The sequence below is a fragment of the uncultured Agrococcus sp. genome (assembly GCF_945915485.1).
Lineage (GTDB): Bacteria > Actinomycetota > Actinomycetes > Actinomycetales > Microbacteriaceae > Agrococcus.
The window spans coordinates 1-17,876 of sequence record NZ_CAMEFJ010000006.1 but is presented as its reverse complement, the minus strand read 5'-3'; the positions used below and the strand labels follow the sequence as shown (position 1 = coordinate 17,876).

The window sequence follows — 17,876 nt, the reverse complement described above, 5'->3', positions numbered from 1 at the left end:
ATGGCCGGAAGTACCCCCGCTCCGGTCATCACCTTCAGACTGAGCGGCAAAGATCCGACCAACGGGAGAGTCGTGACAGCAACCAGGGTTTCACCTCGCCGCACGCGTCGGCCGTGGAGACCGAGTGCACTCACGGTGACCATTGCGCTCGTCATGCTCACCGGAGTCGGCATCCTGTTCTACCCCTCAACAGCGTCATGGCTTTCGTCGTACAACCAGTCGCAGCTGATCGGCGACTACTCGCAGAGCGTCGCCGAGGCCGACCCCGGAGCCGCTGAACAGCTTCGGCTCGCGCACGAGTACAACGACGCATTGCTCGCGGGCGTGGACATCGAAGCGAACGCGAACATCGCGACAGGCAGCGGCACGCTCCAGGACGAGACGCTCGTCTACGACGAGATGCTCTCCGCGGGTTCTGCCGGCCTCATGGCTCGCGTGCGCATCCCGTCCATCGACGTGGATCTGCCTGTCTATCACGGCACCAGCGACGAAGTGCTGGATCGTGGCGCCGGGCACCTGGAAGGCTCCCACCTTCCCGTCGGCGGTACCGGAACGCATTCCGTGATCACCGCACATCGAGGATTGGCGAACGCCACCATGTTCTCGAACCTCGATCGCGTCGAGGTCGGTGATCGATTCACGATCGAAGTGCTCGACGAGGTCCTCACCTACGAGGTGCGGGAGATCCGGGTGGTCGAGCCGCACGAAACCGACACGCTGCGAGCGCAACCCGACAGCGACCTCGTCACGTTCATCACCTGCACTCCGCTCGGGATCAACAGTCACCGGATTCTCGTCACAGGGGAACGGGTCACGCCAACGCCGATTGAGGATATCGAGGGCGCGGGCGCCGACCCGGAGATCCCCGGATTCCCGTGGTGGGCGGTCGCAGCAGTGCTCGCAGTCGTTACGGCAACCGCCTACATCTGGCGAACCGGGTATGGTGACGCGGCACGACGTATCAAGCGCCCGTAGACTGGTGCCGTGACGCGCGACCGGTACGGCAATGACTCGAGATCGCTGTTCCTGGTCATCAGGGGCGCGCTGTGGGGCGTCCTCGCTGGTCTCATCACGGTGGTCATGCTCGAAGTGCTCGGCTTGATCACGTCCGGTTTCGGAATCCTCGGCACCTTCATCGTGCTCGTCGGCCCCGCTGCGCTCGGTGCGGGAGTCCTTGCCGGTGTTCTCGTCGCGTTAGTCACCTGGGGGGTCGTGCGAAAACACTCCGACGACGAGGAGCAGAAACGTGCGGCGACCCGATTCGCGGGAGGAGCATCCCTGCTGCTGGCCGTCGCCGGGCCACTCGCTGCGGCAGGGTGGTTCACCGTCGTCAGCGGCTCCGAGGTGCAGTGGTGGTTGCTGATCTCGCTGATCGTGCTGGGCGTCGGGGTGCCGGTTTCGGGGCTCACGGTCTTCGCAACCGGCAAAGTGCACGACGTCATGGCCGTCAGGTTTCCGCGCGGCTGAACTGCCGCGTATACGGGACGGAGAACGAAGTGTGCCGTCACACCATTTGCACTGCCGTTGCATAGCGGCGAAGGCATACAATGGCATCCGTACCAGTTCAGTGGAGGCAGCATCATGGTCGATGAGTACATGAACGACGACGTCGACATCGTGACGCTGCCGAAAGTCAGTCTGCACGACCACCTCGACGGGGCACTGCGAACCGAGACGATCATCGAACTCGCGGAATCCGAGGGCATCGACCTGCCGGCGGAAGACCCGGATGATCTCGCCGACTGGTTCGCGGACGCTGCGAACTCTGGCTCGCTGCCCACGTATCTTGAGACGTTCGACCTCACGACAGCCGTGCTGCAGACGAGCGCAGCGCTCGAACGGGCGGCGCGCGACTACGTGCTCGACCTCGTCGATGACGGCGTCGTCTACGGTGAGGTGCGTTGGGCCCCCGAACAGCACCTCGGCGGCACCCTGTCGCTCGACGAGGCCGTGGGAGCGGTGCGTGCCGGACTGCGTGCCGGAACCGAGGAGGCGCGCGACCGCGGACACGACATCCGCGTGCAGCAGCTGCTCTGCGCTATGCGGCAGAACTCTGCGGCGACCGACATCGCCGAGCTCGCCGTCCGCAACCGCATGAACGGTGTCGCGGGCTTCGACATCGCTGGGCCGGAAGAAGGCTTCCCGCCGTCTTCGCACGCAGCGGCGTTCCAGTATCTCGCCGAGGAGTTCATGCCCGTCACGGTGCACGCAGGCGAGGGTGCGGGGCTCGCATCGATCCGGGATGCCCTCATCACCGGTCGCGCGCTGCGGCTCGGTCACGGGGCCAGAATCGCCGAGGACATCGAAGTGCTCGACGAGCGCGGGGACGCCTTCCAGGTCGTCATGGGGCAGTTGGCGGAGTGGGTGAAGGATCGCCGCATCCCGCTCGAGCTCTCCATCTCGTCGAACCTGCAGACCGGCACGATAGAAGCGTGGGGTGAGGAGGTCGAGGATCACCCGTTCGATCTGCTCTATCAGCTCGGTTTCGCAGTGACGGTCAACACCGACAACCGTCTGCAGAGCAACACGACCCTGTCTGATGAACTCGCGCTGCTGACCGACGCGTTCGGCTACAACCTCGACGACCACGAGACCTTCCAGTTGAACGCTGCAGAGGGAGCTTTCTTGCCGGTGGATGAGCGAGAGGAACTCGCCGACGTCATCGAAGACGGATTCGCAGAGGTGTCATGAACGCGGAAGTTCGCGTAGAAACTGCCACGTTCGCCTCCGGCGTCAGCGCGGAGTCCTGGCGCGACGCAGTGCGTGCCGCGGGGCTCGACCTCGTCAACGCCGCCGCCGTCGGGCCGGCGTACATCGACGAAATGGTGCAGCTGATCGAGAACTCGGGGCCGTACTGCGTCGTAGCGCCGCACGTCGCGGTTCCGCACTCGAATGCGGGGTCGCTCGTGCGCCAGAGTGGGATGGCCGTCGTCGTGCTGGACGAGCCGGTCACGTTCGGCCACCCCTACAACGACCCGGTGCGAGTCGTCATCGCCATCGCAGCGAAGACGGCGAAGCAGCACATCACGATGCTCGCCGCGCTCGCGAATGCACTGGATCGTCAGGGCGCGGTCGATGAGCTCATCGCGGCGTCCGGTAAGGACGCTGCGTTGCGTGCTCTGCGTGCGCGTGTGGGGACTGCATAGCGAGAATTGCGCAGATCTCGTTACGAGAATCGTGCAAATCTAGTAACGAAGCCGGCCGGGGCTAGACGATCAACTGCCGCAGCGCATCCGCGTAGACGCCCACCTGCGCGCGTGCTGCATCCGCATCCCCGTCGGCATTGAAGGTATCGATGTAGGCCTTCACCTTCGGTTCTGTCCCGCTCGGTCGCACCATGACGCGTGAGCCGTCCGCGAGCGTCAGCCGCAGGATGTTGCCGATGCTGCCGTGCTCCGGCTGCCGCAGATCGTCGGCCGCGGTGACGGCGACGCCGCCGAGCTCCTGCGGCGGTGCCGTGCGGAGACTCTCCATCATCGCCGGAATGCGCGCGAGATCCGTCACGCGCACGGAGACCTGACCGGAGGCGAAGGCGCCGACAGCGTCGGTGATGGCAGCGAGCATGTCCAGCAGCGTCAGCCCTTCAGCACGCAGCGCGCTGTGGATCGAGAGGATGCGCACGAGCGCCGAGATGCCGTCCTTATCGCGCACGGTCTCCGGGTTGACGAGGTAGCCGAGCGCCTCCTCGTAACCGTAGATGAGGCCCTCGACGCGCGAGACCCACTTGAAGCCGGTGAGCGTGGATGCGTATCCGAGATCGAAGTGCTTGGCGATCGCCTCGAGCCCAGGTGAAGAGACGATGGACGCTGCCAGTGTGCCCTCTGTGCCCTCCTCGCGAGCACGATGGGCGGCATCCCAGCCGAGGACGAGCCCTACCTCGTTGCCGGTGAGCTGCTGCCAACCGCCGTCGACGGGCACGCAGATCGACAGCCGATCCGCGTCGGGGTCGTTGGCGATGATGAGCTTGGCGCCGACGCGATCCGCCGTTGCGATCGCCAGATCGAGCGCACCCGGCTCCTCCGGGTTCGGGAAGTCGACGGTCGGGAACTTCGCATCCGGGTGCTGCTGCGCCTCGACCGGCACGAGCGGTGCGAAACCCGCTTCCTCGACCACGCGCTCGACCGTCGCCCACCCGACGCCGTGCATCGCCGTATAGACGACGGTGCTGCTCTCGCGCTGCTCGCCGAGCCCGGCGGTCGCGGAGATGTAACGATCGTGGACGCTTTCGTCGAGCGTCTCGAACGTGCCCTTCGGCAACTCGGAGAACGTCGTCGAGGCTGCTATGGCCGCGATCTGCGCCGCGATCTGCGCGTCTACGGGGGAGACGATCTGGCTGCCGGCATCCTCGCCGCCCAGATACACCTTGAAGCCGTTGTCGCGCGGCGGGTTGTGGCTCGCGGTGACCATGACGCCCGCTGAAGCGTCGAGTTCCCGCACCGCGAACGCCGTCACGGGAGTCGGCGAGAGCGTCGGCAGCAGCATTGCGCGCACGCCCGCTCCTGCCATGATCTCGGCCGTGTCGCGGGCGAAGACGTCCGAATTCTCGCGGCCGTCAAAGCCGATCACGACACTGGGATGCTCTTCACGGCTCAACAGGAATGCCGCGAGCCCCGCTGCGGCCTGGCCGACCGAGACGCGATTCATCCTGGCGGGGCCCGACCCGAGCTGGCCGCGCAGGCCAGCTGTCCCGAACTCGAGGGGGCCAGCGAAAGCGGCTTCGAGCGCTACCGCATCCCCGCGCTCTGCAGCGGCGATGTGCCGCTCGAGTTCCACGCGGGTCGCGTCGTCGGGATCTTGAGCGAGCCACGCCTTCGCGGTGTCGATGAGGGTCATGCGCGTGTTCCGATGGCTTCGACGACATCCGCGAGCAGTTTCGAGATCACCGACTCGGCTTCTTTGCCGGCCTCGACGACCTCCGCGTGCGAAAGCGGTGTCTCCTGAATGCCGGCTGCGAGGTTCGTAATGAGGCTCAGCCCGAGGATCTCCATGCCGGCTTCGCGGGCGGCGATCGCCTCGAGCGAGGTCGACATGCCCACGATGTCGCCACCGATCTTCTCGGCCATATTCACCTCGGCCGGTGTCTCGTAGTGGGGGCCGCGGAACTGGACGTACACGCCTTCGTCGAGCGACGGATCGACTTCGCGTGCGATCGACCGCAGCCTCGCCGAGTACAGGTCGGTGAGGTCGACGAACGTAGCCCCTTCGAGCGGCGAATTCGCTGTCAGGTTGATGTGATCGCTGATGAGTACCGGCTGTCCTGGCCGCCAGTGGCGTTTGATGCCGCCCGCTCCGTTCGTGAGAATCATGATCTTCGCTCCGGTCGCTGCTGCCGTGCGGACGGAATGCACGACGGAGCGTACCCCGCGACCCTCGTAGTAGTGCGTGCGAGCGCCGATGACCAGCGCGCGGCGGCCATCCGGGATCAGGATGGAGCGGATCGTGCCGACGTGCCCCGCGAGCGCTGGTTTCGAGAATCCGGTCACTGCCGTCGCATCGAATTCGTGCGTCGTCTCACCGATGAGATCGGCAGCCTGCGCCCAGCCGGATCCGAGCGTCAGAGCGATGTCGTGCTCCGTGACACCGGTGAGATTGGCGATGTCTTTTGCTGCCCGCTGCGCCAGTGCGAACGGGTTCTCGTCTTTTCTGGAAGCCATGCCCCCTAACGTACGGCAAAATGGATGTGTGAACGGAACCCAAGGCGCCCAAAAGGTAGTTGTCATCGGCGGAGGACCCGGCGGAGCGGAAGCGGCCCTAGCGGGCGCGCAGCTCGGAGCCGACGTCACGCTCATCGAGCGAGTAGGCGTAGGAGGATCAGCGGTCTTGACCGACGTTGTTCCCTCGAAATCGCTCATCGCGACCGCGGAGAGCGCAGCGGCGATTCGGGATGCGAACGCCCTCGGTGTGCAGTTCTTCGTCCGTGGGGATGCCGGGCGCGCGCACAAGCCCGAGGTCGCGGTGAACCTGCGTGCTGTGAACCAGCGCCTGCTGTCGCTCGCTGCCCAGCAGTCTGAGGACATGAAGACCGAACTCCAGGCCGCCGGGGTCACGATCGTGCAGGGCCACGGACGCCTCGAGGACGACCGGCGCGTTGTCGTCTCGACCGCGCCGGACGGCACCGATTTCGACGAGTTCGAGCCCGACACGATCATCGTGTCCGTTGGCGCGAGCCCGCGGATGCTGCCGTCCGCGATGCCCGACGGCGAGCGCATCCTGACATGGAAGCAGCTGTACGGGCTCGAGAAGACGCCCGAGCACCTCATCGTCGTCGGCTCCGGCGTTACGGGTGCGGAGTTCGCCAGCGCCTACTCGCACATCGGCGCGAAGGTGACGCTGGTTTCGTCTCGTGATCGCGTGCTGCCGGGGGAAGACGCCGACGCAGCGACCGTGATCGAGGAAGTCTTCAAGCGGCAGGGCATGAACGTGATGTCGAAGTCGCGTGCCGAGAGCGTGGAGCGCACGGAGGACGGCGTCGTGGTGACGCTCACGGACGGCAGCACGGTCGAAGGCTCCCACTGCCTCATGGCCGTCGGTTCGGTGCCGAACACGGAGGGCATCGGCCTCGAATCCGCCGGCGTCAAGGTGACCGGGAGCGGGCACATCGAAGTCAACCGTGTCGCGCGCACCAATCGCCCGAACATCTACGCCGTCGGCGACTGCTCGAACGTGCTGCCCCTCGCATCCGTGGCGTCGATGCAGGGCCGTACTGCGATGTACCACTCGATGGGTGATGCCGTGAACCCGATCAGCCTACGCGCAGTCACGAGCAACATCTTCACGCAGCCGGAGATCGCAACGGTCGGATGGATGCAGAAAGACATCGAAGAAGGCATCGCGTCCGGCGATATCCACGTCGTGCACCTTGCGCAGAATCCGCGCGCGAAGATGATGGGCATAGAGGACGGCTTCGTCAAGCTCTTCGCACGCAAGGGCTCGGGCACCGTCATCGGCGGCGTCATCGTCTCACCCAAGGCGAGCGAATTGATCTACCCGCTAGCCATCGCGTTCGAGAACCGTCTCACAGTAGACATGGTCGCGAAGACGTTCCCCGTCTATCCGTCGCTCACCGGCTCCATCGCCGACGCGGCGCGTGCCCTGCACCGCATCGTCGAGTAGCCGTCTTCCGCCCATCCGTCTCGCCAACTTCTCGGTCGCCTGGCGACGAGACGGCTTTCTGCCGGCGTGTCGTCGCCCAGCGACCGAGAAGTTGATTTCTGAGATGGGGTCGATTGCTGAATTTTGGTTCGTGATCGGGCAGCGAGGTGGGAAGTGGCACCGGATGCCGAACCCCGTCGTGGCTACTCTTCGTCGTGGGTCGACCTACGCAGCGTCGGGCGCGATCCGAAGCAGCGTGTGACCGGATGAGACAGTGCCGCCGACGGGAGCAGCCACTTCTTCGACGGTGCCGGTGACGGCCGACTGAATCGGCTGCTCCATCTTCATGGCTTCCAGCACGAGCAGGAGGTCGCCTGCGACAACACGCTGGCCGGGCTCGACCTCGCACTTCACGACGGTCGCCTGCATGGGGCTCGTCACGATGCCGCTGGATGCGCCGGATGCTGCGGTCGCCTTGTTGCGGCGAGGCGCGGGTCCACGTGCGTCCTTGGTCTCGCTGAAGAGCCTGCGCGGCATTGAGACCTCGACACGCTTGCCGTCGGCTTCGACCACGACGGTGCGGCGTTCTTCGGGCGTGCCCAGGTCGCCGGGCTCGCCCTCCCACGGGGAGACCTCGCCCGTCCACTCGGTTTCGATCCAGGAGGTATAGACGCGGAAATCGCCGTCTGCCGCCGTGAACGCGGGGTCATCGACGATGAGCTTGTGGAAGGGTAGCACGGTCGGGAGGCCCTCGATCTGGAACTCCGCCAGGGCTCGGCGCGAGCGGTCGAGCGCCTCCTCGCGCGTGCGGCCGGTCACGATGAGCTTCGCCATCATCGAGTCGAAGTTGCCGCCGATGACATCGCCGGCGACAACGCCGGAGTCGACGCGTACGCCGGGGCCGGAAGGGGTTCGGAAGACCGAGATCGGGCCGGGCATGGGCAGGAAGCCGCGGCCCGCATCCTCACCGTTCATCCTGAACTCGAACGAGTGACCGCGGATCTCGGGGTCGTCGTAGCCGAGCTCTTCGCCCTCCGCGAGGCGGAACTGCTCGCGGACGAGATCGATGCCCGTGACTTCCTCGGAGACGGGATGCTCGACCTGCAGTCGTGTGTTGACTTCCAGGAACGAGACGGTGCCGTCCGCGCCGATCAGGAACTCGCAGGTGCCTGCTCCCACGTAGCCGGCCTCCCGCATGATCGCTTTCGAAGAGGTGTAGAGCCGGTCGAGCTGCTCGTCCGTCAGGAAGGGCGCCGGCGCCTCTTCCACGAGCTTCTGGTGACGTCGCTGCAGCGAACAGTCGCGGGTGGAGACCACGACGACGTTGCCGTGCGCGTCGGCGAGACACTGGGTCTCGACGTGACGGGGTTTGTCGAGGTATTTCTCGACGAAGCACTCGCCGCGACCGAACGCGGAAATGGCCTCGCGTGTCGCCGAGTCGAACTGCTGAGCGACCTCGTCGCGCGTACGGGCGACTTTGAGGCCGCGTCCGCCGCCACCGAACGCGGCTTTGATCGCGACGGGGAGGCCGTGCTCGTCGACGAATTCGAGCACCTCGTCTGCGGTCTCGACAGGGTTCAGCGTGCCCGGTGCAAGGGGTGCCCCGACCTTCTCGGCGATGTGTCGCGCTTTCACCTTGTCGCCCAGTGCGTCGATCGCGGCGGGGCTGGGGCCGATCCAGACGAGACCGGCATCGATGACGGCTTGCGCGAAAGCGGCGTTCTCGGCAAGGAACCCGTAGCCGGGGTGCACGGCATCCGCTCCCGACCGGCGCGCGATCGACAGAATCTTGTCGACCACGAGGTACGTCTCGGCGCTCGTCTTGCCGTGCAGGCCGTAGGCCTCGTCGGCGAGGCGAACGTGCTGCGCGTCGCGGTCCGGGTCTGCGTAAATGGCGACCGAGGCGATTCCGGCATCTTTTGCGGCTCTGACGACTCGGACTGCGATCTCACCGCGGTTGGCGATGAGCACCTTGGAAATTCGGGGCATAGCTCCAAATCCTAAACCGCCTCGGTACGTTCTTGCATCAAACCTCCATCGAATTCGCGATTCTCCTGTTGAAATCCGCCAGAGAACGCGCACAACGGAGTCTCCGAGCGTGCCCAGAGGTTGAGTTGATGCGTGAAGGGGTAAGCTTGTCCGTTGGCAGCACCGCCGAGTCTTGAAAGTGAGGTGAGGGTCCGTGAACAGTGACAGTTCCAGTCATCGATCGTGCACCGCGCCCTCCCTGCGGCACGACTCCTTACTCGGCCCGGTGCCTTTCCAGGTCTTCGAGTTGTAGCGCACCAGCGGGCGTGGTTCTTCTCCCGTGCCGACCGAGCCCTATCGCTCGGCTAGGCGCAGCTCCTCTGCGTAAAGGACCAAGCCATGAACGCCAAGCAGATCGCTGAGGTCATCGACCTCTCCGAAGCAATTCAGCCGCTGATCGATGAGAAGGATTTCGCGGCGATCATCGATGCCGTCACTCCCGCATCCGCGGAGCAGTTGACCTCCCTGCTCGAACGATTGCCGATGCACGAACGCGCCATCGTCTACCGGCTTCTGCCGAAGGACCGAGCCGTCGATGTATTCGAGAAGCTCTCCCCGGGCATGCAGAGCGACTTGATCGGATCGTTGCGAGACGTCGAGGTCGCGTCGATCTTCGCCGACCTCGATCCCGACGACCGCGTCTGGCTGCTGGATGAACTGCCAGCCGGGCTCGCTCCTCTGCTCCTGCAGGGGCTGACGGAGAAGGAGCGCCAGCTGACCGCCGAAGTGCTCGGTTATCCGAAGGGTTCGGTTGGTCGGCGCATGAGCCCCGAGTACATTTCGACGAGGGCGGATTCCAGTGTCGGGGCGACTCTGCAACGGGTGCGCTCACGTCTCGACGACGCCGAGACGGTGTATACGCTGCCCGTGCTGGACGATAGCCGCCGGGTCATCGGGGTCGTGAGCCTGCGGGATCTGCTTCGGTCGGAGTCCGAACGCATGATCTCCGAGATCATGCAGCACGCAGAGGTCACGACGGTGTATCAGACGGCCGAATCGGCGGCCAGGAAATGCACGGACCACGGATTCCTTGCTCTGCCGATCGTCGATAAGGAGTCGAGGCTGCTCGGGATCCTGACGATCGACGATGCCGTGAGGATTCTCGAGCACGAGGAGACGGAGGACGCCGCCCGTCAGGGAGGTGTCGAGCCACTGCGCAGGCCGTACTTCGCAACTCCGCTGCGATCGCTCGTGAGTTCGCGGATCGTTTGGCTGCTCGTGCTCGCCGTCGGTGCGACACTCACGGTCCAGGTACTTTCGATCTTCGAGGCAACACTGGAGCAGATAACCGTGCTCGCACTCTTCGTGCCGCTGCTCATCGGCACCGGCGGGAATACGGGTAACCAGGCCGCCACTACGGTGACGAGGGCACTCGCGCTCGATGATGTACAGCCGCGTGATCTGCTCCGGGTCCTTGCCCGGGAGTTCGGAGTCGGGCTCTCGCTCGGTTCCCTCCTGGGCATCCTCGGTGGATCGATAACGGCATTGATCTATGAGCCTCGCATCGGATTGGTGATCGGGCTCACGCTATTGGCCGTATGCTCGATGGCCGCGACCATCGGCGGGATCATGCCCATGGTCGCCCGTGCGTTGCGAGTGGATCCTGCCGTGTTCTCGAACCCGTTCATCACGACCTTCGTGGATGCGACAGGACTCGTCGTGTACTTCCTGATCGCGAAGCTGGTGCTGCAGATCTAGAGATGGCCCCGTTCGTCATGCGTTGAATCTGCACACGAGCGGGGCAGCGAAGTGAGTGGGTTCTGGGAGGTGCCGGTACGTACCCGCACAATTGCGCCGGACACGCCGATCGCGTTCGGCCGAGCTTGGTGAGTGAGCGCTCACTCAAGTAAATTGTGTGCGTGCCAAACTCTTCTCTGAACCGTGGCGCTCGACTCTCACGCGAAGACCGGCGAGATCAGATTCTCGACAGTGTCCTCGACGTTGTCATCGAGCGCGGTATGGCCGTGACCTCGAAAGAGCTCGCGGAAGCCGCCGGCGTGGCAGAGGGCACACTGTTCAAAGCCTTCGGCACGAAAGACGATCTGCTGCGTGCTCTTGCGGGCAAGCACGCGGCTATGCCGGATGCTGTCGGCGAGTGGCTGCGCACGATCGATCCCGAGCGGATGACACTACGCGAGCTGGTGATCGGCATCATCGGCCAGGCGGCGGCTCAGTATCAGCTATCTTTTCAACTCTTCTACGCCCTTGGCCCGCTCATGGATAAGCCGAATGACGAGGCTATTGAACAGTTCGAACGGGAGCTCGAGCCCTGGACCGATGCGCTTGCGCCTCACGCAAACGACCTGCGCATCCAAGCGGATGCGGCCGCCGCCATACTTCGCATGTATGCGGTAGCGGTTTCCGATCAGGGATCGGCCTGGGGTCCGAAGCTTTCAGCCGAAAGCTACGCTGACATATTCCTCAACGGCGCCGCCACAAGCGGCGCCCAAAACGACTAGGAGCAACGTGAGACTTCTCAGACTCGCATGGCGATACACGCAGCCCTACTGGTGGCTGCTCGTGCTCGTCGTCGTCTTCCAATTCGCGCAGTCGGTGCTCAGCCTGCTGCTGCCGACCATCAACGGCGACATCCTGAACGACGGCGTGCTCCAGGGCAACACAGAAGTCATCTGGCGCCTCGGCGGCTGGATGCTCGTGCTCAGCTTCATGCAGATCATCGCGAACGCACTCGCGATTCTCTGCGGAGCGATCGTCGCAATGCGCGCAGGGCGCGACATGCGCGCCGACATCTTCTCGCGAGCCTCCGGCTTCAGCGAGCAGGACATGCAGCGCTTCGGTTCCGCAAGCCTCATCACCCGCAATACGAACGATGTGCAGCAGGTGCAGATGCTGGTCCTGATGTCGTGCACGATGCTGATGTCGGCACCCATGCTGTCGATCGGCGGCATCATCATGGCACTTCGCGCAGACGCGTCGCTCTTCTGGATCGTGGGCGTCGCGGTTCCCGTGATGCTCATCGTGATGACGATCATCGTGAGCCGCCTCATCCCGATCTTCTCGACGCTGCAGGAGAAGATCGACCGCATCAATCGCATCATGCGAGAGCAGCTGACCGGCATTCGCGTCGTACGCGCCTTCGTGCAGGAGCCGCGTGAGAAGCGTCGCTTCGACGCCGCGAACGAGGACGTCTACATGGCGATGCTCAAGACCGGCAATCTCTTCGTGATCGCGTTCCCGTTGGTCATGCTGATCGTCGAGATCTCGAGCGTTGCCGTCATCTGGTTCGGTGGTCACCTCGTCGAAGCCGGCGAGTTGGAGATCGGCACGATGATGATCTTCCTGCAGTACCTCATGATGATCCTGATGGGCGTCATCATGGTCACGTTCATGACCATGATGATTCCGCGTGCCGCCGTCGGTGCCCGCCGTATCACCGAGGTGCTCGAGACCGAGCCCTCGCTGCGACAGGGCGAGGGAGAGGCTGCTCCTCGCGATGGCACCGTCGAGTTCGACAACGTGACGTTCGCATATCCAGGAGCCGACGCTCCCGTTCTGAGGGGCGTCTCCTTCAGAGCTGAGGAAGGGGAGACCGTCGCCATCATCGGCTCGACCGGCGCAGGCAAGACCACGATGGTCAACCTCATTGCGCGACTGTTCGACGTCACGAGCGGCAGCGTCCGCGTCGGCGGCGTCGACGTCCGCGAGGCGGACACGGAAGCGGTGTGGGCTTCACTCGGGCTCGTGCCACAGCGCCCGTACCTGTTCTCGGGTACAGTCGCCTCGAATCTCCGCTACGGCGACGAAAGCGCCGACGACGAGGAGCTGTGGAACGCCCTCGACATCGCACAGGCGAAAGGCTTCGTGACCGAGAAGGGTATCGACTCCAGGGTCGCCCAGGGCGGCACGAACTTCTCGGGCGGCCAGCGGCAACGGCTTTCCATTGCACGTGCGCTCGTGCGCAAGCCGCGCATCCTGCTGTTCGACGACTCGTTCTCAGCGCTCGACACGGCGACGGATGCCCGGCTGCGGGCGGCGCTGGACGCCCGGCTCGGTCACGTGACCAGGATCGTCGTCGCGCAGCGCGTCACGACCGTGCAGAACGCCGACCGGATCGTCGTCATCGACAACGGTGAAGTCGTCGGGCTCGGCAAGCACGAGGAACTGCTGGAGACCAACGAGACGTATCGAGAGATCGTCGAGTCGCAGATGAGTGTGGAGGCGTGAGCATGGCGGAGAACAACGTAACCACAGAGCCGGAAATGACAGACGCAGAGCGCGCAGAGCTGGAGCTCGAAGAGGCCGGTCGCGCGGCCGACGGCGACTGGGGCGGCCCGCCTCCCGGTAAGCCGAAGAACCTGATACCGACCGTGAAGCGGCTGCTGGGTCTGATGGCGCCGTTCAAGTGGCTGCTGACGACGGTAATCGCGATCGGGTCGATCGGCGTCGTACTACTCGTCGCAGCACCCCGTGTGCTCGGTGAAGCGACGAACGTGATCGTCGAGGGCTTCATCCAGATGCAGATGCCAGCGGGCGTGACGCAGGAGCAGGTCGTCGAAGGTCTGCGCGCGTCGGGCGAAGACGACTTCGCCAACATGATCGAGGCCATGCGCAATTTCGAACCCGGCGCAGGTATCGATTTCGAGCGCCTCAGCATCTTCCTCGCGGTCGTGCTGCTGCTCTACTCGGCGGCGAGCTTCTTCAACTGGCTGCAGGGCTTCGTGATCAACAGGGTCGTGCAGAAGTCGATTCGCGGCCTGCGCGAAGACGTCGAGAACAAGGTGCACACGCTACCGCTGCAGTACTACGACACCACCAACCGCGGTGAACTGCTGAGCCGTCTGACGAACGACCTCGACAACATCGGTCAGACTCTTTCGCAGGTGTTCAGCGCGATCATGACGGGTGTTCTGACGATCATCGGTGTTCTCATCATGATGTTCTGGATCGACTGGCGTCTAGCCCTCATCGCGCTCATCGCGCTGCCGCTGACGGCCATCGTGATGGGTGCCGTCATGGGGCCGGCGCAGGGGCTGTTCAGGCAGCAGTGGCGTCGTACGGGCGCACTGAACTCGCTCGTCGAGGAGTCGTACACCGGTCATGCGCTGGTGAAGGTGTTCGGCCGTGAGCGCGACACCCTCGAGAAGTTCAAGGAGGAGAACGAAGGTGTCTACGGTGCCGCGTTCAAAGCGCAGTTCGTCTCCGGCCTGATCTTCCCGCTCATGACCTTCGTCGGGAACCTGGGCTACGTATTCGTTGCCGTCGCCGGTGGTCTCTTCGTCGCCGCGGGGTCGATTCTCGTCGGTGACGTGCAGGCGTTCATCCAGTACTCGCAGCAGTTCACGCAGAACATGAGTCAGATCGGCCAGAACATGTCGATGGTCATGTCGGGTGCGGCGAGTGCCGAGCGCGTGTTCGACCTCCTGGATGCGGAGGACGAGGAAGAGGACACGGGCGCCGACGAGGTGCAGGAGGGTGCCGGTCGTGTGACTTTCGAGCACGTTCGATTCTCGTACAGTGCCGATAAGCCCCTCATCGAGGATCTGTCGTTGAGTGTCGAGCCGGGCCAAACCGTCGCGATCGTCGGGCCAACGGGTGCGGGCAAGACCACGCTCGTGAACCTGCTGATGCGGTTCTACGAGATCGACGGTGGGAGCATCAAGCTGGACGGCATGGATACGCGAGACATGACCAGGAGTGCGCTGCGCGCGCAGACCGGCATGGTGCTGCAGGACACCTGGCTGTTCGGCGGCACGATCCGCGACAACATCGCCTACGGACGTCCCGACGCAACCGAAGAAGAGATTCTCGAAGCTGCCAGGGCGACGTACGTCGACCGGTTCGTGCAGTCGCTGCCCGACGGTTACGAGACCGTCATCGACGAGGACGCCACGAACCTCTCGCAGGGCGAGAAGCAGCTCGTGACGATTGCGCGGGCCTTCCTCGCAAGGCCGAACGTGCTCATCCTCGACGAGGCCACGAGCTCTGTCGACACGCGTACGGAGGCACTGCTGCAGCACGCCATGGCGGCGCTGCGGAGCGACCGGACGTCGTTCGTGATCGCGCACCGGCTCTCCACGATTCGGGATGCGGACGTCATCCTGGTCATGGAACAGGGCTCGATCGTCGAGCAGGGTTCGCACGAGCAGCTCGTCGACGCGCAGGGCGCCTACTGGCGTCTGCTGAACGCGCAGTTCGAGCAGGCCGCAGTCGACATCGACGCCGAGGAAGCGCTGGAGACGGGCGCGATTCCCGTGCAGGGCGAATCGCAGACCTGAACCCGTCATCCCGAGACGGAAACGGCACGCTGAGAACGCTCGGCGTGCCGTTTCCGTCTGATGTCCGCAGTTCAGAGCCTGGCGACGATCTCCGGCACGTGGCGGGCCTCCTGCGCGAGCATCCGCAGCACGGCCTCGATGTCGTCGCGGTCGACGGCGGTCGTCGCGCTGGCTCCGACGAGTGCCAGGAAGGGGATGAGCGCGGCGGTTCGTGCGTGCTCGCTCGGCACGATTCGCCGCCAGATCGATTCCAGCGCAGCGAGCTGCTGAGCGTCGATGGCGTCCTGCACTGCGCGAGCTCGCTCATCGACGAGCGCCCACGATCGGACGGCGCGGTCGAGGCGATCATCTGGCACACGCGCAATGAGCGCCGCGAGGTGTTCGAGAGCCGCCTCCTCGTTCATCTCGTCGACGCCGCGCCCTATGGCTTCCGCGAGCTCCTCTCTGCTCTGTCGAAAGCTCTCGAGTACTGCTGCCCGCAGCGTGGCAGCGCCGCGGAAGTGGTGGTGGAAGGAGCCTTTCGTCACGCCCAGCCTGGCGGCGAGTCGATCGACGCGGATGGCGCTCTCGCCACCTTCGGCGAGCGCGTCGAGACCGGCGGCGATCCAGTCGTCTTTCGTCGGCATACGTGTCTCCTAGCTTTCCGGTAATGCTGGTTTCCATACCATACCGTATGGTATGTTCTTCGCATGAGCGGCCTTCCCGATCCTGTGTGGCCAGTCGTTGTGCTCGCGGCCATCTGCCTCTTCGATGCCGTGATCTGCTGGAAGCCGGTGCCCTTCATCGCGCAGTGCCTGCACGACGTGCGGTTTCCCAAGCGGTGGTGGTGGATGCTCACTCCGATCAAGACGGCGGCCGCAGCGGGGCTGATCATCGGTATCTGGCTGCCGTGGCTGGGGCTGCTGACGAGTCTCTGCCTCGTGGCTTACTTCATCGTCGCGATCTCGCTGCACATTCGCGCACGGGACTTCGGCCGCAATCTCTTCGTCAACGCGACTGGCATGTTGACCATCTGCATCGCGGTGCTCGTCTGGTGCTTCCTCGTCTGAGGTTTCGCTAGGGGGCCCAGAGCTCATGCCAGGGCACGTCGAGTCTGCGCGCCAGGCGGCGGACGGCCGGGATGCTCATCCCGATCACCGTTGACGGGTCACCCGTGATCGTGTCGATGAAGGCGGCGCCTCGGCCATCGATCGTGAAAGCGCCCGCGACTTGAAGCGGCTCTCCGGTTGCGACGTACGCATCGATCTCAGGCTCTGAGATGTCTGCCGAGAACGTGAGCTCGGTTGACGTCCAGGCCTCATCCGCGCCGACTCTCTCGCCGTTCTCGACCCGGAGAACATGGTGACCGGAGTGCAGCACCGCGGTCTTGCCCCGCTGCTGCAGCCAGCGCTCGCGGGCGCGTTCGGGAGTGTGCGGTTTGCCGAGCATTTCGCCGTCGAGCTCCAGGGAAGAATCGCCGCCCAGCACGAGGCCCGTGAATCCGGTGCTCGCCTCGGTGTTCAGGAAGGCCTCCGCCTTCGCGCGCGCCAGCAGCGTCACGTACGTCTCGGGTGTCAGCGTTCCGTGCTCTGCTTTCGCGGATGCGATCAGCAGATCCTCGTCCACGTCCGTCGGTCGCACTATCGGTTCGATTCCGGCCTGGCGAAGCAGCATGAGACGAGCGGGTGAGGCGGAGGCGAGCACGAGACGCATGCGACCATGCTACGTGCACGAAGAAGGGCCACGGCTCACGCCGGGCCCCTCTCGGTTGGCTGTCAGCGGATCGGGCTAGTTGTAGACCATTCCGCCATCGACCATGATCGTCTGGCCGGTGACGTAGTTGGAGTTCTCACTTGCCAGGAAGGAGAGGACCCCTGCGACGTCCTCGGGCGTTTCAATGCGTCCGAGCGCGATCGACTCGACGTTCTCCTGAAGATTCTGCCCGAGCGGCTTGCCGTTGATCTCGTGCAGTCGTTGGTCGATGAGCTCCCACATGCCGGTTCCGACGATTCCGGGGGCATAGGCGTTGACGGTGTGTCCCTTCGGCGCGAGCTCCTGCGCGGCGGCCTGTGTCAACCCCCGAACGGCGAACTTCGAAGCGGAGTACGCGCTCAGGATGGGGAATCCCTTGACGGCTGCGATCGAAGCGGCTGAGACGACCTTGCCCTTCACGCCGAGCTCATCGAACTTGCGAACCGCGGCCTGGATGCCCCAGAAGATGCTGTTGACGTTGATCGGGAAGAGCTGGTTGAGTTCCTCCTCCGTCACCTCGAGCACCGGCTTCACCTGCGCGATGCCCGCGTTGTTGACGATGACGTCGAACCCGCCGAGCGAGTCGGCGACAGAGTCGACAGCCTGCTCGATGTCGTCCTTCTTCGATACGTCCACGCCGACGAACACGGCTTTGCGGCCGAGCTTCTCGATGCCCGAGATCGTTTCCTCGGCGGTCTCCGCCTGTGCGGGGAGGTCCGCTACACCGATGTCGAAACCGTCTTCCGCAAGCTTGAGCGCGATGCCGCGACCAATGCCCTGAGCGGCTCC

Annotated in this window: 16 protein-coding genes; 10 read left to right on the top strand and 6 right to left on the bottom strand. The window is 64.6% G+C overall.

Translation table 11 applies throughout. The features are described 5' to 3' along the window. The 4 genes from Q0O95_RS02175 to Q0O95_RS02160 all read left to right on the top strand — a co-directional run bounded on the left by Q0O95_RS02175 (nt 1) and on the right by Q0O95_RS02160 (nt 3,146). Entirely contained in the window at nt 1-975 is a 975-nt protein-coding gene (locus Q0O95_RS02175) for a class C sortase (protein ID WP_293694872.1), read from the top strand. Between the two features lie 9 nt (nt 976-984). Next, nucleotides 985-1,467, top strand: a complete 483-nt coding sequence (locus Q0O95_RS02170; protein WP_293694870.1) for a hypothetical protein — start codon at nt 985-987, stop codon at nt 1,465-1,467. Between the two features lie 114 nt (nt 1,468-1,581). Continuing rightward, nucleotides 1,582-2,691, top strand: coding sequence for an adenosine deaminase (locus Q0O95_RS02165; RefSeq protein ID WP_293694869.1), 1,110 nt, complete (start codon nt 1,582-1,584; stop codon nt 2,689-2,691). Then, nucleotides 2,688-3,146, top strand: a complete 459-nt coding sequence (locus tag Q0O95_RS02160; protein WP_293694867.1) for a PTS sugar transporter subunit IIA — start codon at nt 2,688-2,690, stop codon at nt 3,144-3,146. The genes Q0O95_RS02165 and Q0O95_RS02160 overlap by 4 nt, the downstream gene beginning before the upstream one ends. A gap of 61 nt (nt 3,147-3,207) precedes the next feature. Here Q0O95_RS02160 and Q0O95_RS02155 read toward each other — a convergent pair whose 3' ends face one another. Both Q0O95_RS02155 and Q0O95_RS02150 read right to left on the bottom strand, forming a co-directional pair. Beyond that, nucleotides 3,208-4,833 (bottom strand): phospho-sugar mutase, encoded by a 1,626-nt coding sequence (locus Q0O95_RS02155; protein WP_293694865.1) that lies wholly within the window; start codon nt 4,831-4,833, stop codon nt 3,208-3,210. Beyond that, a complete protein-coding gene (locus Q0O95_RS02150) occupies nt 4,830-5,654 on the bottom strand; it encodes a purine-nucleoside phosphorylase (protein ID WP_293694864.1) in 825 nt (274 codons plus the stop codon). The genes Q0O95_RS02155 and Q0O95_RS02150 overlap by 4 nt, the downstream gene beginning before the upstream one ends. 28 nt (nt 5,655-5,682) lie before the next feature. Here Q0O95_RS02150 and Q0O95_RS02145 point away from each other — a divergent pair, with 28 nt between their 5' ends. Beyond that, nucleotides 5,683-7,113, top strand: coding sequence for an NAD(P)H-quinone dehydrogenase (locus Q0O95_RS02145; protein WP_293694862.1), 1,431 nt, complete (start codon nt 5,683-5,685; stop codon nt 7,111-7,113). Nucleotides 7,114-7,317: 204 nt separating this feature from the next. Here Q0O95_RS02145 and Q0O95_RS02140 read toward each other — a convergent pair whose 3' ends face one another. Further along, nucleotides 7,318-9,081: a biotin carboxylase N-terminal domain-containing protein gene (locus tag Q0O95_RS02140; RefSeq protein WP_293694860.1), complete on the bottom strand. Its 1,764-nt coding sequence runs from the start codon at nt 9,079-9,081 to the stop codon at nt 7,318-7,320. A gap of 378 nt (nt 9,082-9,459) precedes the next feature. On the opposite strand from Q0O95_RS02140, the gene mgtE reads away from it, so the two are divergent. The 4 genes from mgtE (at nt 9,460) to Q0O95_RS02120 (ending at nt 15,356) form a co-directional block, all read left to right on the top strand. After that, nucleotides 9,460-10,818, top strand: coding sequence for a magnesium transporter (gene mgtE / locus Q0O95_RS02135; RefSeq protein ID WP_293694859.1), 1,359 nt, complete (start codon nt 9,460-9,462; stop codon nt 10,816-10,818). Nucleotides 10,819-10,979: 161 nt separating this feature from the next. Next, the gene (locus Q0O95_RS02130) at nt 10,980-11,579 is read left to right on the top strand and encodes a TetR/AcrR family transcriptional regulator (RefSeq protein WP_293694858.1); all 600 of its coding nucleotides are present in this window, start codon (nt 10,980-10,982) and stop codon (nt 11,577-11,579) included. A gap of 7 nt (nt 11,580-11,586) precedes the next feature. Further along, nucleotides 11,587-13,305: an ABC transporter ATP-binding protein gene (locus tag Q0O95_RS02125; protein ID WP_293694856.1), complete on the top strand. Its 1,719-nt coding sequence runs from the start codon at nt 11,587-11,589 to the stop codon at nt 13,303-13,305. Between the two features lie 2 nt (nt 13,306-13,307). Then, nucleotides 13,308-15,356: an ABC transporter ATP-binding protein gene (locus Q0O95_RS02120; protein WP_293694854.1), complete on the top strand. Its 2,049-nt coding sequence runs from the start codon at nt 13,308-13,310 to the stop codon at nt 15,354-15,356. A gap of 71 nt (nt 15,357-15,427) precedes the next feature. Here Q0O95_RS02120 and Q0O95_RS02115 read toward each other — a convergent pair whose 3' ends face one another. Further along, the gene (locus Q0O95_RS02115) at nt 15,428-15,982 is read right to left on the bottom strand and encodes a TetR/AcrR family transcriptional regulator (protein ID WP_293694853.1); all 555 of its coding nucleotides are present in this window, start codon (nt 15,980-15,982) and stop codon (nt 15,428-15,430) included. Nucleotides 15,983-16,045: 63 nt separating this feature from the next. On the opposite strand from Q0O95_RS02115, the gene Q0O95_RS02110 reads away from it, so the two are divergent. Beyond that, nucleotides 16,046-16,405 (top strand): DoxX family protein, encoded by a 360-nt coding sequence (locus tag Q0O95_RS02110; RefSeq protein WP_293694851.1) that lies wholly within the window; start codon nt 16,046-16,048, stop codon nt 16,403-16,405. Nucleotides 16,406-16,412: 7 nt separating this feature from the next. On the opposite strand, the gene Q0O95_RS02105 is transcribed toward Q0O95_RS02110, so the two are convergent. After that, a complete protein-coding gene (locus Q0O95_RS02105) occupies nt 16,413-17,048 on the bottom strand; it encodes a nucleoside triphosphate pyrophosphatase (RefSeq protein ID WP_293694849.1) in 636 nt (211 codons plus the stop codon). 75 nt (nt 17,049-17,123) lie between these two features. Further along, nucleotides 17,124-17,876 (bottom strand): acetoin reductase (locus Q0O95_RS02100; protein ID WP_293694847.1); only part of this gene is annotated, 753 nt, incomplete at its 5' end.